The 16364-nt window shown below is 63.3% G+C and carries 13 protein-coding genes; 11 read left to right on the plus strand and 2 right to left on the minus strand.

Annotated elements, in window-relative coordinates:
* Window position 1: 1 nt before the first annotated feature.
* The 3 genes from cobN to NVB75_RS00225 are packed head-to-tail and all read left to right on the plus strand — an operon-like array spanning window position 2 to window position 5429.
* Complete coding sequence (gene cobN, locus NVB75_RS00215) at window positions 2–3775, plus strand: cobaltochelatase subunit CobN (protein WP_258345266.1); 3774 nt, start codon at window positions 2–4, stop codon at window positions 3773–3775.
* Window positions 3775–4773, plus strand: a complete 999-nt coding sequence (locus NVB75_RS00220) for an ATP-binding protein (protein WP_258345268.1) — start codon at window positions 3775–3777, stop codon at window positions 4771–4773. The genes cobN and NVB75_RS00220 overlap by 1 nt, the downstream gene beginning before the upstream one ends.
* Window positions 4698–5429: a VWA domain-containing protein gene (locus NVB75_RS00225; protein ID WP_258345269.1), complete on the plus strand. Its 732-nt coding sequence runs from the start codon at window positions 4698–4700 to the stop codon at window positions 5427–5429. Before NVB75_RS00220 ends, NVB75_RS00225 begins: the two co-directional genes overlap by 76 nt.
* A gap of 60 nt (window positions 5430–5489) precedes the next feature.
* Here NVB75_RS00225 and NVB75_RS00230 read toward each other — a convergent pair whose 3' ends face one another.
* Complete coding sequence (locus tag NVB75_RS00230; protein ID WP_258345270.1) at window positions 5490–6533, minus strand: DUF1853 family protein; 1044 nt, start codon at window positions 6531–6533, stop codon at window positions 5490–5492.
* Between the two features lie 144 nt (window positions 6534–6677).
* Between NVB75_RS00230 and NVB75_RS00235 the strand changes: the two genes are divergently transcribed.
* From NVB75_RS00235 to pepN, 8 genes are read left to right on the plus strand one after another with little or no spacing between them, the layout of a single operon-like run.
* A complete protein-coding gene (locus tag NVB75_RS00235; protein WP_003217892.1) occupies window positions 6678–7568 on the plus strand; it encodes an NAD(+) kinase in 891 nt (296 codons plus the stop codon).
* Window positions 7565–8539 carry a metallophosphoesterase gene (locus NVB75_RS00240; RefSeq protein ID WP_258348471.1) on the plus strand — a complete coding sequence of 325 codons (975 nt, stop codon included), beginning with the start codon at window positions 7565–7567 and terminating at the stop codon, window positions 8537–8539. Before NVB75_RS00235 ends, NVB75_RS00240 begins: the two co-directional genes overlap by 4 nt.
* A 38-nt stretch (window positions 8540–8577) precedes the next feature.
* Window positions 8578–9927 carry an ATP-binding protein gene (locus tag NVB75_RS00245; protein WP_258345271.1) on the plus strand — a complete coding sequence of 450 codons (1350 nt, stop codon included), beginning with the start codon at window positions 8578–8580 and terminating at the stop codon, window positions 9925–9927.
* A complete protein-coding gene (locus NVB75_RS00250; protein WP_258345272.1) occupies window positions 9927–10412 on the plus strand; it encodes a hypothetical protein in 486 nt (161 codons plus the stop codon). The genes NVB75_RS00245 and NVB75_RS00250 overlap by 1 nt, the downstream gene beginning before the upstream one ends.
* On the plus strand, window positions 10412–11335 hold the full coding sequence (locus NVB75_RS00255; protein ID WP_258345274.1) for a lipopolysaccharide assembly protein LapB: 924 nt from the start codon (window positions 10412–10414) through the stop codon (window positions 11333–11335). Before NVB75_RS00250 ends, NVB75_RS00255 begins: the two co-directional genes overlap by 1 nt.
* Before the next feature lie 51 nt (window positions 11336–11386).
* The gene (locus tag NVB75_RS00260) at window positions 11387–11647 is read left to right on the plus strand and encodes a YeaC family protein (RefSeq protein ID WP_124367263.1); all 261 of its coding nucleotides are present in this window, start codon (window positions 11387–11389) and stop codon (window positions 11645–11647) included.
* Window positions 11644–12474: a DUF2797 domain-containing protein gene (locus tag NVB75_RS00265; RefSeq protein WP_258348472.1), complete on the plus strand. Its 831-nt coding sequence runs from the start codon at window positions 11644–11646 to the stop codon at window positions 12472–12474. Before NVB75_RS00260 ends, NVB75_RS00265 begins: the two co-directional genes overlap by 4 nt.
* 13 nt (window positions 12475–12487) lie before the next feature.
* A complete protein-coding gene (gene pepN, locus NVB75_RS00270) occupies window positions 12488–15145 on the plus strand; it encodes an aminopeptidase N (RefSeq protein ID WP_258345276.1) in 2658 nt (885 codons plus the stop codon).
* A 121-nt stretch (window positions 15146–15266) separates the two neighbouring features.
* Here the strand turns inward: pepN and NVB75_RS00275 are convergent, their stop codons facing one another.
* Complete coding sequence (locus NVB75_RS00275) at window positions 15267–16322, minus strand: aldo/keto reductase (protein WP_258345277.1); 1056 nt, start codon at window positions 16320–16322, stop codon at window positions 15267–15269.
* Between the last annotated feature and the right edge of the window lie 42 nt (window positions 16323–16364).

A 16364-nucleotide genomic window follows, 5' to 3' on the forward strand; every position in this document is an offset into this window, starting at 1 on the left:
CATGCACCTGCTCAGGACTCAGCCCGGCGGTTTCGTTTCGGATGACAACATCGCCGACCTTGGGCAAACCCCCGCCGAGCTGGTGATCCTGTGCAGCGGTGATTCCAGCCTGGCGCTGCTGGCCGAAGCGGCCCAGCAGTTGCCCGAGGATTACCCGAGCCTGCGCCTGGCCAACCCGATGCAGGTGCAGAACCATGCTTCGGTCGACCTGTATGTGGACGAGGTGCTGCGTCACGCCAAGGTCATCCTGATTTCGCTGCACGGCGGCATCGGTTATTGGCGCTACGGTATCGAGCGCCTGGTGGAGTTGGCCGAGCGCGGCGTGCAGCTGATCCTGGTGCCGGGGGATGATCGCCCGGACCCGGAACTCAGTGGCCTCAGCACCGTGGGTGCCGAGGAACGTGACCGGCTCTGGCACTTCCTGCGCCAGGGTGGTTTGGGTAATGCGCTGGATTTCTATCGTTGCCTGGCCGCCGGCTACCTTGGCCGCGATTACGCCTGGAGCGAGCCGCAAACCCTGCCGCGCACGGCGATTTATCACCCGCATAAAGCCAATGCCCGTCTCAACGATTGGCAGGCTGACTGGCAAGCTGATTTTCCCGTGGCGGCGGTGCTGTTCTACCGCTCCCATTTGCAGGCGGCCAACACCGGCTTTATCGATGTTTTTTGCCAGCGCTTGCAGGCCGCGGGTCTCAACCCGCTGCCGATGGCGGTGGCCAGTTTGAAAGAGCCCGGTTGCCTGACCGTGGTCGAGGATTTGCTGGACGAGGTGCACGCCTCGGTGATTCTGAACACCACCGGCTTTGCCCAATCCAGCCCCGAAGCCCCGCACCTGCGGCCGTTTCGCCGCAATATCCCGGTGATCCAGGCGATTTGCGCCCAGGACAACGAGCCCGGCTGGCAGGCCAGCGAGCAAGGCCTCGGCCCCCGGGACCTGGCGATGCACATCGCGTTGCCGGAACTGGACGGGCGCATCATCAGCCGGCCCATCAGCTTCAAAGACCTGGCCTGGCGCAGCGAGCGCAGCCAGTCGGATGTGGTGTGCTATCGCGCGCAGCCGGAACGCATGGACTTTGTCGCCGAACTGGCGCGGCGTTGGGTCGAACTGGCGCGGGTGCCGAATGGCGAAAAACGCATCGCGCTGATCCTCGCCAACTACCCGACCCGGGATGGGCGTATCGGCAATGGTGTGGGGCTCGACACGCCAGCCGCTGCGCTGAACATCTTGCGCGCATTAAAGACCGAAGGTTATCCGCTGCCCGACGTGTTGCCGGAAAGCGGCACGGCGCTGATCCAGGAACTGTTGGGCGGTGTCAGCAACGACCTGGACAGCCTCGACCTGCGTCCGTGTCACCAAAGCCTGGCGCTCGACGACTACGAAGCGATGTTCAACCGCTTGCCCGAGTCTAACCGCCAAGCGGTTCTGGCACGCTGGGGCACACCTCATACCGATCCGATGTTCCGCGACGGCCGCATGATGATTGCCGGCCTGCGTTTGGGCCTGACCTTCGTCGGCATCCAGCCGGCCCGGGGTTACCAGGTCGACGCCAGTGCCGTTTATCACGACCCGGACCTGGTGCCACCCCACGGTTACTTGGCGTTCTACTTCTGGTTGCGCCAGACCTACGGCGCCCACGGCGTGATCCACGTTGGCAAGCACGGCAACCTGGAGTGGCTGCCGGGCAAGGGCGTCGGGCTTTCCGAAAACTGCTGGCCGGACGCATTGCTGGGGCCGTTGCCGAATATCTACCCGTTTATCGTCAACGACCCGGGCGAGGGCGCCCAGGCCAAGCGCCGCACCCAGGCGGTGATCATCGATCACCTGATGCCGCCGCTGACCCGCGCCGAAACCTACGGACCGTTGCGCGACCTGGAGCTGCTGGCCGACGAGTATTACGAGGCACAACTGCTTGACCCACGACGGGCCCGCGAGCTGCAAAAGGACATCCTCAAGCTGGTGCGGGAAACCCGTATCGACCAGGAACTGGCCCTGGACGAAAACCTCGACAGCGACGCCGATGCGGCGATCTGGCTGCCGCGGCTGGACACTTACCTGTGTGACTTGAAGGAGTCGCAGATTCGCGATGGCCTGCACATCTTTGGTGAGTCGCCCGAGGGCCGGTTGCGCATCGACACCTTGCTGGCCTTGCTGCGCATTCCGCGTGGCGATGGCCGGGGGCCGCAATCGAGCCTGCTGCGGGTATTGGCCAAGGCTTTTGAGCTGGGTTTCGATCCGCTGGACTGTGCCCTGGCCGAGCCGTGGACCGGGCGCCGTCCATTGGTGTTGCAGAAGATCGACACGCAATTGTGGCGCACCGCCGGCGACACCCGTGAACGCTTGGAGCTGTATGCCGCGCGCCTGATCGAGCAGGCCCTGGAAGGTGCGGTGGAGCAGCTTGAAGAGCCCGGTTGGGAAGACGTCAAGTCGGTGATCGAGAGCCTGCGCATCGTCGTCGCGCCGCGCCTGGATGCCTGCGGCCTGGCGGAAATGCGCGGGTTGCTGGACGCATTGAGCGGGCGTTTCGTCCCGGCCGGGCCCAGCGGTGCGCCGAGCCGGGGCCGCTTGGACGTGTTGCCTACCGGTCGTAACTTTTTCTCGGTGGATGTGCGCAACCTGCCCACCACCACTGCCTGGCGCATCGGCTTCCAGTCGGCGAACCTGATTCTTGAGCGTCACCTGCAGGATCATGGCGACCACTTGCGCCAGCTCGGCCTGTCGGTGTGGGGCACTGCCACCATGCGCACCGGCGGCGACGACATTGCCCAGGCCATGGCGCTGATGGGCGTGCGCCCGGTATGGGCCACGGGCAGCCAGCGGGTGGATGACTTTGAAATCCTGCCCATCAGCCTGCTGGACCGGCCACGAGTGGATGTGACCTTGCGCGTGTCGGGCTTCTTCCGCGATGCGTTCGCCAACCTGATCCGCCTGTTCGACGCGGCGGTGCAAGCCGTGGCGGCGCTGGACGAACCCGACGACCTGAACCCCCTCGCCGCCAAGGTGCGCAGTGAGCGCGAGGCATTGCGCCTGTCGGGCCTGGACGAGGAAGCGGCGGCGAAGCAGGCCGGTTGGCGGATCTTCGGCGCCAAGCCCGGGGCCTACGGTGCCGGCGTGCAGGGCGCGATTGACGGGCGCTTGTGGCAGAGCCGCGAAGACCTGGCGGAGGTTTACCTGAACTGGGGCGGCTACGCCTATGGCGGCTCCGACGAAGGCACCGCCGCCCGCGAACAGTTTGCTCAGCGCTTGAGCCAAGTGCAGGCGGTGTTGCAGAACCAGGACAACCGCGAGCATGACCTGCTCGACTCCAATGATTACTACCAATTCCAGGGCGGCATGCTCGCCGCCGTGGAAACCCTGAGCGGTGACAAGGCCGCCAGCTATCATGGTGACCACAGCCAGCCGGACCTGCCGAAGATCCGCACGCTGAAGGAAGAGCTGAACCGGGTGATCCGTGCCCGGGCGGCTAATCCGAAGTGGATTGAAGGGGTGAAGCGCCACGGCTACAAAGGCGCGTTCGAGATGGCCGCCACCGTGGACAATCTGTTCGCGTTCGACGCCACCACGGCGCTGATCGACGATCATCAATACGCGTTGCTGGCGGACGCCTATTTGCTGGACCCGGACACCCGCGCCTTTGTGCAGCAGCACAACCCGGATGCCCTGCGGGACATGACCGAACGCATGCTCGAAGCCCAGCAACGCGGCATGTGGCAGGAGCCTGGGGCGTACCGCGAGGCGTTGGAAAACCTGTTGTTGGATATAGAAGAAGGCAGTTGATGACCGACCTCCCGCATTTCCCGCTGTCCGCCGTTGTCGGTGCCGACGACTTGAAACTGGCCCTGTGCCTGACCGCCATCGACCCGAAAATCGGCGGTGTGCTGATCGAAGGTCCGCGCGGCATGGCCAAGTCCACCCTGGCCCGTGGCCTGGCGGACCTGCTCGCCAGCGGCCAGTTCGTTACGCTGCCGTTGGGCGCCACCGAAGAGCGTCTGGTGGGCACCCTCGACCTGGACGCGGCGCTCGGCGAAGGCCGCGCCCAGTTTTCCCCCGGCGTACTGGCCAAGGCTGACGGCGGCGTGCTCTATGTCGATGAAGTCAATTTGCTGCCCGATCATCTGGTGGACCTGCTGCTGGACGTGGCCGCCAGCGGCACCAACCTGATCGAGCGCGACGGGATTTCCCACCGGCATTCGGCGCGCTTCGTGCTGATCGGCACCATGAACCCGGAAGAGGGCGAGTTGCGCCCGCAACTGCTCGACCGGTTTGGCTTCAACGTGGCGCTGAGCGGGCACACCCAGCCGGCCGAGCGTGGGCAGATCATCCGTCGCCGCCTGGATTTTGACAGCGACCCTCAGGGCTTCTGCGGGCACTGGGCCGATCAGCAGGCCGCGTTGCGTGAGCGCTGCACTCAGGCGCGGGCTCTACTGGATAGCATTCCGCTGGATGACCAGGCGCTGGCGCAGATCACCGAACGTTGTTTTGCTGCGGGCGTCGATGGCCTGCGCGCCGACCTGGTCTGGCTGCGCGGCGCCCGTGCCCATGCGGCCTGGCGGGGTGCGACGGTCATCGGCGAGGAAGATATCGAAGCCGTTGCGGAATTTGCCCTGCGTCACCGGCGCCAGGAGCAATCACCGCCTGCTACTCCGCCTGCAGGCGGTCAATCAGCCAAGCCCAATGATTCAACAGAAGGCCAGGGCCAATGGGGCGACATGCCCGCGCCTGCGCTGACGACGGGGGCTCGCCGGGACGTGCCCACCTGGCCAAAAAAGCCCTAGGCATCCGCCCCAGGCCTCCAGCGGGGGCGGATGCGCGGCCCAAGGCGGGTCGACTGGACAAGGGCCGGCGAGGCCAGGCGCGCAGCGCGGCCGAAGGTTCGATCAACTGGCCGGGTACCTTGCTCGGCGGGCGGCCGCAGCGTCGTGAAGATCTGCTGTATCAACTGCGCAGCCGCACGCCCCATGAACTGTGGCTGGTGATTGTCGATGCTTCGGCGTCCACCCGGCGGCATCAGGCGCTGAGCGATGCCAAGGGATTACTGGCCCAACTGTTCGACGATGCCTATCGACAGCGGGCGCGGATGGCGTTGCTCACCGCGAGCGGACAGTCGCCAAAGTGGCAGGTGCAGGGATTAAAGGCGGAAAAAGGGCTTGGTCATTGGCTTGATGGCCTCGGTGCAGGCGGTGGCACGCCATTGTTGGCAGCGCTGAACGAAGCGGGGCACTGGCTGGCGGCTCGTCGCAGACGTTACCCGGTGGAGCAGCAGCGGTTGCTGGTGATCACCGATGGACGGCTGAAAGATGTGGCAGGGCTGCCGCAGCTGGACTGCCCGGGCTTGCTGGTGGACATCGAGCGCGGCCCGATCCGCTTGGGTCGCGCGAAAGCGCTGGCTACCGGGCTGCAGGTGGATTATCGGCACATCGATCACCTGTAAGCCCTCCGTAAATTCCCCCGCAAATCCGTCCGTAAATCCGTCCGTAGCAGCTGTCGAGCGTCAGCGAGGCTGCGTCGGGCGCGACTCGATAATGGAGGATGACTCGGCAACTGCGGTGCTGCCGACGCAGCCTCGCTGACGCTCGACAGCGGCCACGGGGGTGCCGGGTACGTTCGGCCACAGATCCGCCACCAGGAACAGCCGTTCGGCTTCTTCCCATTCTCCTTCGCTGTTTTCCACCAGGCGCACCAGCAATTGCGCGGGCGCCATGGGGTCCAGTTCGGTGAGCCAGTGATGCATCCGGGCCGCATCCCAAGCTCCATCCGCCGGGTAGTGCGCCGGTGCCAGCCACGCATGGCGGGGTAGCGGTTGCCAGCGACCGGCGGGACTTTGCTCGATAAACCTCGACCAATGGCGCTGATGCAACCAGCGGCCATTCAGGTGCTGCGGATGCGCGCCCACCGGCGCCTGCGCCATGCCGGGCCATGGGTAGAGCAAGTACCCGCCCAGCCATAGATGGGCATCAAATCTTTGGATATCCAACGCCGCCAGTATTTCGCGGCTTTCCGGCCGGGCGGAAATCGGCAATTGATGCTGCGCCAGATGCGCCAGTTTGCGGTCGAGCCGGTCATGACAGCCCGGGCCCAGCCATTGCGCGGTGTCCCGGCCGTCGCCGTCCTGGGGCCCAAGATAAAGTTTGATCGCCAGTTCCAGGTGATGCACGCCATCACGGTCCCGCAGCAGCATGTCCAGCTCGCCGAGGGTATGCCCGGCCTGGCGGATCGGCAGGTTGGCCGCCAGCAGTTCCACGCCCGGCGCGTGCTGCACGGCGAATTGCCACAGCCGTTCGTAATACAGCCCCAGCCGACGGGTACGTGCCTGGCTCAGCCAATGCAGCAAGGCGCTGCTGTCCTGGTCCAGCTGGCGCAGCCAGTGTTCCAGCAAATGCGGGGCCTGCACCCAGTCGCTGCCGGTCAGCGGGTGGCGTTGCGGCCAGGGCGTCTGCTCAAGCATCGGCGGGGCGAGCATCACCCACGCGAGGTCGCGCACCTCGGGGTGACGCAGTTGGCGGGGCAGGTGCTGTAAATCAGGGAACAGAGTCATGGTCCGAGCATAGCCTTTTACAGCCGGGAAGGGGGCTGAGAACCGTTGTCGTCTGGGGTTTGCGGCGACAAAGGATTTTGTGTAACGCCGGCTTTCGCCCATAATCGTTCTTTTTTGCCAGAACCCGAACCCCGCAGGAGCCCCATGGAGCAATTTCGCAATATCGGCATTATCGGTCGCCTGGGCAGTACCCAGGTGCTGGACACCGTCCGCCGGCTGAAAAAGTTTCTGCTCGAGCGCCACCTGCATGTGATCCTCGAAGACACCATCGCTGAAATCCTCCCCGGGCACGGCCTGCAAACCTCGTCGCGCAAGATGCTCGGTGAAGTCTGCGATATGGTGATCGTGGTAGGCGGCGACGGCAGCCTGTTGGGCGCCGCCCGTGCGCTGGCGCGGCATAACGTGCCGGTGCTGGGGATCAACCGTGGGAGCCTGGGGTTCCTCACCGATATTCGCCCCGACGAGCTGGAAGTCGAAGTGGCCAAGGTGCTGGACGGCCATTACCTGGTGGAAAACCGCTTCCTGCTGCAAGCCGAAGTGCGCCGCCATGGCGAAGCCATCGGCCAGGGCGACGCCCTCAATGACGTGGTGCTGCACCCCGGCAAGTCGACGCGGATGATCGAGTTCGAGTTGTACATCGACGGCCAGTTCGTGTGCAGCCAGAAGGCCGACGGCCTGATCGTCGCCACGCCTACCGGGTCCACGGCCTATGCGCTGTCGGCCGGCGGGCCGATCATGCATCCCAAGCTGGATGCCATTGTGATCGTGCCGATGTACCCCCATATGTTGTCCAGCAGACCTATCGTGGTCGACGGCAACAGTGAGCTGAAAATCGTGGTGTCCAAAGACATGCAGATCTACCCGCAAGTCTCCTGCGACGGGCAGAACCATTTCACCTGCGCCCCCGGTGACACCATCACCGTGAGCAAAAAGGCACAGAAGTTGCGGTTGATCCACCCGCTGGACCACAACTACTACGAAGTGTGCCGTACCAAGCTGGGCTGGGGCAGCCGCTTGGGGGGTGGAGGCGACTGATGCTTGATCCCGCGCGTAGCTACGACCTGATTGGTGACGTGCACGGTTGTGCTCATACCCTTGAGCACTTGCTCGACCGGTTGGGTTACCACAAGCAGGGCGGTACCTGGCGGCATCCGTCGCGAATGGCCGTGTTCCTCGGCGATATCATCGACCGTGGCCCGCGCATTCGCGAAGCGCTGCATATCGTCCACGACATGACCGAGGCCGGCCAGGCGCTGTGCATCATGGGTAACCATGAGTTCAACGCGCTGGGCTGGAGTACGCCGGCGCCTCCGGGCAGCGGCAAGCAGTTCGTGCGTGAGCACACGCCACGCCACGCGCGGTTGATCCAGGAGACGCTGACGCAGTTCGAGCAGCACCCGGCGGACTGGCACGACTTCCTCGGCTGGTTCTACGACATGCCGCTGTTTGTCGATGCCGGACGATTCCGCGTGGTGCACGCCTGCTGGGACAACGGCTTTATCGAACCCCTGCGCGCGCATTTCCCGGACGGCTGCATCGACCAGCACTTTCTGCAAGCCGCCGCCGTGCCCGGCAGTTTCGCCAGCAACGCCTTCGACCGCCTGCTGCGCGGCACCGACATGCGCCTGCCGGACGGCCTGACCCTGACCGGCGGCGACGGCCTGACGCGCTCGTTCTTCCGTACCAAGTTCTGGGAAGACGACCCGAAAACCTACGGCGACATCGTGTTCCAGCCTGATGCGCTGCCGGAACCGGTGGCCGCCACGCCGCTGTCGTCCACTGAAAAGAATTCCCTGCTGCGCTACGGCGTCGACGAGCCGTTGCTGTTCGTCGGTCACTACTGGCGCAGCGGCAAACCGGCGCCGATCCGCCCGAACCTGGCCTGCCTGGACTACAGCGCGGTGCTGTACGGCAAGTTGGTGGCTTACCGGCTGGATCAGGAAACTCGCCTGGACCCGCGTAAATTTGTCTGGGTCGATGTCGAGCGCCCGGAAGTATTGAAATGAGCCCACTGGCTGCGCATTCGAAATTTTGAGGAAACTCCATGGATGATTCGACGTTCGACCAACTGGAGGCTGCTCTGCACGCGGCCCCCGGCAACGTCGCGCTGCTGACCCTGTTGCTTGGCGCAAGCCTTGAGCGCGGCGAGCACGAGCGCGGGCTGAAGCTGCTGCCTGCCGACCTTGAGCAATGGCCCGACGCCGAGGCCCTCAAGCTGGCCGCCGCCAGGCTGTGCTTCGCCGCAGGTGATGCGTCGCGCGCCGTGCAACTGGCCCAAGGCGACGACGCGGCTTCCAGAATGCTCAAGGCCCGTGCCTTGGCTGCGCTGGACCGTTTGAAAGAGGCCCAGGTGGAATACCGTGCCGCAGTGGACGCCAACCCGGCCTTGGAAGACATGGCGCTGTGGCGCCGGCTCAACGTTTCGGTGCTGGACTTCCCCGGTGCCGAAGGCCGACCGCGTCTGCGGGTGATTTCCAATGACGACACTGACCAGAGCGAAGTGGTGCGCCTGCTGGTGCCGGAAAAGGAAAACCTGACCTTCGATGATATCGGCGGCCTGGATGAGCTGAAAAAGACCATCCACAAAAAGATCATCCTGCCGTATCAAAAGCCGGGCCTGTTCCAGCGCTTTCGCAAGAAAGTGGGGGGCGGCGTGCTGCTCTACGGCCCGCCGGGTTGCGGCAAGACCTTGCTGGCCAGGGCTACGGCCGGGGAGTGCAAGGCGACGTTTTTCAATGTGGCGATTTCCGATGTGCTGGACATGTACATCGGCGAGTCCGAACGCAAGTTGCACGCTTTGTTTGAACAAGCCCGCGCCCAGGCGCCGGCGGTGATGTTTTTCGATGAGGTCGAGGCGCTGGGGGGCAAGCGTTCCAACACGCGCGAGTCGACCTCGTCCAAGCTGGTGAGCCAGTTCCTGTCCGAAATGGACGGCTTTACCAACGACAATCATGGCGTGCTGATTCTGGCGGCGACCAACGTGCCGTGGTCGGTGGATTCGGCATTCCGTCGTCCGGGCCGGTTCGACCGCGTGCTGTTCGTGCCGCCACCGGATCGTCCCGCTCGGGAAAGCATGCTCAAGTTGATGATGAAGGACCGGCCAATGGCCAACGATATCGACTTAGGTTTCCTGGCCAAGAACACTTCCGGCTTCTCCGGAGCCGATTTGAGTGAATTGGTCGAAACCGCAGCCGACGAGGCGATTGAAGAGTCGATCAGCAGCGGCAGTGAGCAATCGATTTGCGACCGGCATTTCAAGCAGGCACTCAAGGAAGTGCGGCCGACCACCCTGGAGTGGTTGACCACCGCGCGCAACTACGCGCGCTATGCCAATGAAGGCAATCAATACGACGAGGTGCTCGCGTTCCTCGACAAGCACGGGAAGGGTCGCTGATGGCGCAGTACGGTGGTTACCGCATCGAGGACGAACCGCGTCCCGGTGCCTGGGCCAAGTTTGCAGTCTCGCCATTCTGGCCGCTGCTGGGGCTGATGCTGGGCGGCGCGTGGCTTGGCTTGCCATGGTTTGTGTTCAATTCGATTGCCGTGGGCAGCCCGACGCGGGTCCGCGAGTGGGTACTGGCCGGCGCCGCGCTGGTGGGCAGCCTGGTCATCGGCTTTGTGCTGCTGCAGTTGGTGGGGGCGGGCTACATTCAAACCCAGGCCGAGATTCAGTACGCCTTGCTGGCTCTGGTGGTGTGGAAGCTGAGCATCGGTTACCTGCTGTATATGCAGCAAAACGCGACCATTGAGATTTACCAGTATTACGGTGGTGTGTTGAACCGCTTCGGCTTGCCGTTGGCGTTGATCGGCGGGTTTGTGCTCAAGGGCATGGTCGTCAAGTTGTTGCCCTACACCCTCTGGTATCTGGTGGTGAGCTGATGAATACCGATTATTTGCTGCAACTGGCTTACCAACGCTTGCAGGCCGACCATAACGACGGCGCGATAGATGCACTGCGTCAGTTGTTGGCCAGCGATCCTCATTCGGCCGAGGCCCACGCGTTGCTGGGGATCTGCCTGATGAACATGCGCCGGGTACATGCCGCCCGGCACGAAGTGCAGTTGGCCCTGGCGGCCGATGCGCAATTGCCACTGGCTCACTACGCTGCGGCGCAAGTGGCGATTGCCTTGCGCAAGTTCAAACTGGCCCAGGAACATCTCAATCAGTTGCTGGATATGGAACCGCTGAACCCGGTGAATTACCGCTGCCTCGCCGAGTTGTACCAGTTGACCGGTCGCCTGGCCCAAAGCCGCGAACCCCTGGAAAAAGCCCTGGAGTTGGCCCCGGATGACGCGGCGAACCTGGTGGCCCTGGCGGAGTTTTACCGCGCCTGCGGTGACTGGAACAAGGCGCAGCTGTTTGCGCGCCAGGCCTTGCAGGCCGATCCGGGAAATACCGGTGCCGTAGTGGTGCTCGGGCATCTATTGCTGCGCGAGGGCGATGTGAATGGCGCTCGGGATCATGCGATCTGGGCGTTGCAGGAAAACGCCACCAGCCTGCCCGCGCTGCATCTGCTCACGGCAGTGAAAGCCCGCAGCAGTGTGCTCCTCGGTGCCTGGTGGCGCTTCAACAGCTGGATGAACGAACGCAGCGCCACCCGCGCCATCATCCTGCTGTTGTTTATGTTTGTGGCCTACCGTGTGGTGGTCATCACGCTGACGGCTCACGGTTATCCGCAAGTGGCCCAGGTGATTGATTGGGTGTGGCTGGCCTTTGCCGCCTATACCTTTGCCGCGCCCCAGATTTTCCGGCGCCTGCTGGACAAAGAACTGGTGCAGGTCAAACTGTCCAAGGAATTTTGAGTGCCCTTCGTGCGCTCGCTCAACTCGCGACATTTATCAGAGGTTGTTCACATGTCGTCTTTTGCTGAAATGATCGAAAACATCACCCCGGACATCTACGAGAGCCTCAAGCTCGCCGTGGAAATCGGCAAGTGGTCCGATGGCCGCAAGCTCACCGCCGAGCAGCGTGAACTGTCGTTGCAGGCGGTGATCGCCTGGGAGCTGCAGAACCTGCCGGAAGACCAGCGCACCGGCTACATGGGCCCGCAGGAATGCGCCTCGAAGTCGGCGCCGGTGCCGAACATCCTGTTCAAGTCGGATGCCATCCATTGATTGAGATTGGCCGTGGTGCAGTCAGCAAGATGTCGGCGCAGTTGGGTGAGCCGACCGTTCAATACGCGTTTCGCCTGGGTGACACCGAGGTGCCGGTCAACCCGTTGATTGGCACCACCGTGCGCCTGGAATACCTCGGCGCTATCCATTGCACCCATTGCGGTCGCAAGACCAAGACCAGTTTCAGCCAGGGTTACTGCTACCCGTGCATGACCAAACTGGCCCAGTGCGACCTGTGCATCATGAGCCCCGAGCGCTGCCATTACGACGCAGGCACCTGCCGCGATCCGGCCTGGGGTGAAAAATTCTGCATGACCGACCACGTGGTTTACCTGGCGAATTCGTCGGGGATCAAGGTCGGCATTACCCGCGCCAGCCAGCTGCCTACCCGCTGGCTGGACCAGGGCGCCAGCCAGGCGCTGCCGATCATGCGGGTTGCCACGCGCCAGCAGTCGGGCTTCGTCGAAGACCTGTTCCGCAGCCAGGTGGCCGACAAGACCAACTGGCGCGCGCTGCTCAAGGGCGACGCCCAGACGGTAAATCTTGCGCAGGTCCGCGACGAACTGTTCGCCAGCTGCGCCGAGGGTTTGCTCGGTTTACAGGAACGCTTTGGCTTGCAGGCCATCCAACCGGTGACCGACATCGAACCGATCCAAATCCGCTACCCGATCGAGCAGTATCCGACCAAGATCGTCAGCTTCAACCTGGACAAGAACCCGATTGCCGAAGGCACGCTGATGGGGGTCAAGGGCCAATACCTGATCTTCGATACCGGCGTGATCAACATTCGTAAATACACGGCCTACCAGCTCGCCGTGCATCAGTAGAAGGACGACAGACATGCGCACCGAACAGCCGAAGATGATTTACCTGAAGGACTATCAGGCGCCGGACTACCTGATCGACGAGACGCACCTGACCTTCGAGTTGTTCGAGGACCATAGCCTGGTCCACGCGCAGCTGGTGATGCGCCGCAACCCTGAGCGCGGCGCCGGCCTGCCGCCGCTGGTGCTGGACGGACAGCAGCTGGAGCTGCTGTCGGTAAACCTGGCCGACCAGGAACTGACTGACGCCGACTACCAGTTGAGCGACAGCCACCTGACCGTGCACCCCACCAGCGCGACCTTCACCCTCGACACCACGGTGAAGATCCACCCGGAAACCAACACCGCCCTGGAAGGCCTGTACAAATCCGGCGGCATGTTCTGCACCCAGTGCGAGGCCGAAGGTTTCCGCAAGATCACTTATTATCTGGACCGCCCGGACGTGATGAGCGTGTTCACCACCACGGTGATCGCCGAGCAGCACAGCTATCCGGTGTTGCTGTCCAATGGCAACCCGATTGCTTCCGGCCCTGGCGAAGATGGCCGGCATTGGGCGACCTGGGAAGACCCGTTCAAGAAACCGGCTTACCTGTTCGCACTGGTGGCCGGTGATTTGTGGTGCGTCGAAGACACCTTCACCACCATGACCGAGCGCACCGTGGCGCTGCGCATCTATGTCGAGCCGGAAAACATCGACAAGTGCCAGCACGCCATGAACAGCCTGAAGAAGTCCATGCGCTGGGACGAAGAAGCCTATGGCCGCGAGTACGACCTCGACATCTTCATGATCGTCGCGGTCAACGACTTCAACATGGGCGCCATGGAGAACAAGGGCCTCAACATCTTCAACTCCAGCGCCGTGCTGGCCCGCGCCGAAACCGCCACCGACGCCGCGCACCAGCGTGTCGAGGCGATCGTCGCCCACGAATACTTCCACAACTGGTCGGGCAACCGCGTGACCTGCCGCGACTGGTTCCAGCTCTCACTGAAGGAAGGCTTCACGGTATTCCGTGATTCGCAGTTCTCTGCCGACATGAACTCGGCCACCGTCAAGCGTATCCAGGACGTGGCCTACCTGCGCACGCACCAGTTCGCCGAAGATGCTGGCCCGATGGCCCACGCGGTACGCCCGGACGGCTTTATCGAGATCTCCAACTTCTACACCCTGACCGTGTACGAAAAGGGCTCGGAAGTGGTCCGCATGATCCAGACCTTGCTCGGCGCCGAAGGCTTCCGCAAGGGCAGCGACCTGTATTTCGAACGCCACGACGGCCAGGCTGTGACCTGCGACGACTTTATCAAGGCCATGGAAGACGCCAACGGCGCCGACCTGACCCAGTTCAAGCGCTGGTACAGCCAAGCCGGTACACCACGCCTGGCGGTGAGCGAGTCCTATGACGCGGCGGCTAAAACCTACAGCCTGACCTTCCGTCAAAGCTGCCCGGAAACCCCGGACAAAGTAGAGAAACTGCCGTTCGTGATTCCGGTTGAACTGGGCCTGCTGGACAGCACGGGCGCGGGTATCGCCTTGCGCCTGGCCGGTGAAGCCGCGGCGGGCGCCACGTCCCGGGTGATCTCGGTGACCGAAGCCGAGCAGACCTTTACCTTTGTCGACATTGCCGAACATCCGCTGCCGTCTCTGCTGCGTGGCTTCTCGGCGCCGGTGAAACTGAGCTTCCCGTACAACCGCGACCAATTGATGTTCCTGATGCAGCACGACAGCGATGGTTTCAATCGCTGGGACGCCGGCCAGCAACTGTCGGTGCAGGTGTTGCAGGAGCTGATCGCCCAGCATCAGCAGGGCAAGGCACTGGTGCTGGATCAGCGCCTGATCACCGCACTGCGCAGCGTGTTGAGCGATGAAAGCCTGGACCAGGCGATGGTTGCGGAAATGCTGTCGCTGCCGAGCGAAGCCTACCTGACTGAAATCAGCGAAGTGGCGGATGTCGACGCCATCCACGCGGCCCGCGAGTTCGCCCGTAAACAACTGGCGGATCACCTGTTCGAAGGTTTGTGGCTGCGCTACCAGGCCAACCGTGACCTGTCGAAGAAAACCCCGTACGTGGCCGAGGCGGAACACTTCGCCCGTCGCGCGTTGCAGAACATCGCGCTGTCTTACCTGATGCTCAGCGGCAAGCCGGAAGTGCTGGCGGCGACCCTTGAGCAGTTCGACGCGTGTGACAACATGACCGAGCGCCTGACGGCCTTGGCGGTGCTGGTCAACTCGCCGTTCGAAGAAGAGAAGGCCAAGGCCCTCGCGGTGTTTGCCGAGAACTTCAAGGACAACCCGCTGGTCATGGACCAGTGGTTCAGCGTGCAGGCCGGCAGTGGTTTGCCGGGCGCGCTGGAGCGGGTCAAGACGCTGATGCAACACCCGGCGTTCAACATCAAGAACCCGAACAAGGTGCGGGCACTGGTGGGCGCGTTTGCCGGGCAGAACCTGATCAACTTCCACGCGGCGGACGGTTCGGGTTATCGGTTCCTGGCCGACCTGGTGATCCAGTTGAACGGCTTCAACCCGCAGATTGCTTCGCGGCAGTTGGCGCCGTTGACCCGCTGGCGCAAGTACGACAGCGCGCGGCAGGCGCTGATGAAAGGCGAACTGGAGCGGATTCGCGCTTCGGGCGAGCTCTCCAGCGATGTGTTTGAGGTGGTGAGCAAAAGCCTTGCGTAACTGAGGCTGAGTACTGCATCTGTGGCGAGGGAGCTTGCTCCCGCTGGAGTGCGCAGCGCTCCCAAGATTTTGGGGCCGCTACGCAGCCCAGCGGGAGCAAGCTCCCTCGCCACAATGGGTCTTAGATAACCGGCGGCCAGCGCAGGTCCTGAGCATCATCGTCGGTATAACGTGGGAAGCGCTCTGCGATCATCTCGTGGGGCACCCCCAGCGGTATCGCGCTGGCAGCATCCAGACGGTCCACTTGCTCAGCCGAGAGTTGCACACTCAACGCGCCCAGGGTGCCATCCAGCTGTTCGCGGGTACGCGGCCCCAGGATCGGAATCAGCGCGGTGGAGGAGCGACGGGCCTTTTCCCGCAGCCAGGCGATGGCGATGTGCGTCGGCGTGGCGTCCAGTTCACCGGCGACGGCCAGCAGGGTGTCGAGCACTGCCGTTTCCCGGGCACTTTTTTCCGCGTGAACCAGAATCCCCAGCTTGCTGGCGCGAGTATCCTCCTGGCTGTTGCGATACTTTCCGGTGAGAAAACCACCCCCCAACGGTGACCACAACGTGGCGGCCAGACCCAGGGCTTCAGCCATGGGCAGCAGCTCACGGTCGGCTGTGCGTTCGGCCAGGCTGTATTCGGTCTGGATCGCTACCAGCGGCGCAAAGCCGCGCACTTCGGCGAGCAGGTCGGCGCGGGCAATGCGCCAGGCGGGGAAGTTGGACAGCCCGGCGTAGTGGATCTTGCCGGCCCGCACCAGGTCATCAAAACCCCGCAGGATCTCTTCCATCGGCGTGACGTTGTCGCTGATATGCGCCCAGAACAGGTCGATGTGATCGGTGTTCAGGCGTTTCAGGCTTTCTTCGACGGCGCGCACCATGTTCTTGCGGTTATTGCCGAGCTTGAGGGTGCCTTCGTCCTGAGGCTGGGTGCGCAAGGTGTACTTGCTGGCGATCACCAGGCGGTCGCGTTCCGACGCAATAAACTCGCCGAGCAGCACTTCCGATTGGCCGAACTGGTAGCCGTTGGCGGTATCGAGGAAATTACCGCCGGCCTCAAGGTAGCCGTCGTAAATCCGCTTGGATTCTTCGCGCTCGGCGCCGTGGCCCCAGCCTGTACCGAAGTTGGCGGTGCCCAGGGCCAGCTCCGAAACCCGCAGGCCGCTGCGACGGCCAAAGACTTTATTGCGCATACGAGAACTCCTGACGCTGTGGTTTGGTTTAAATGTTTTGCA

It is taken from the genome of Pseudomonas sp. CBS, from assembly GCF_024734645.1.
In the GTDB taxonomy this organism is placed as follows: Bacteria; Pseudomonadota; Gammaproteobacteria; order Pseudomonadales; family Pseudomonadaceae; genus Aquipseudomonas.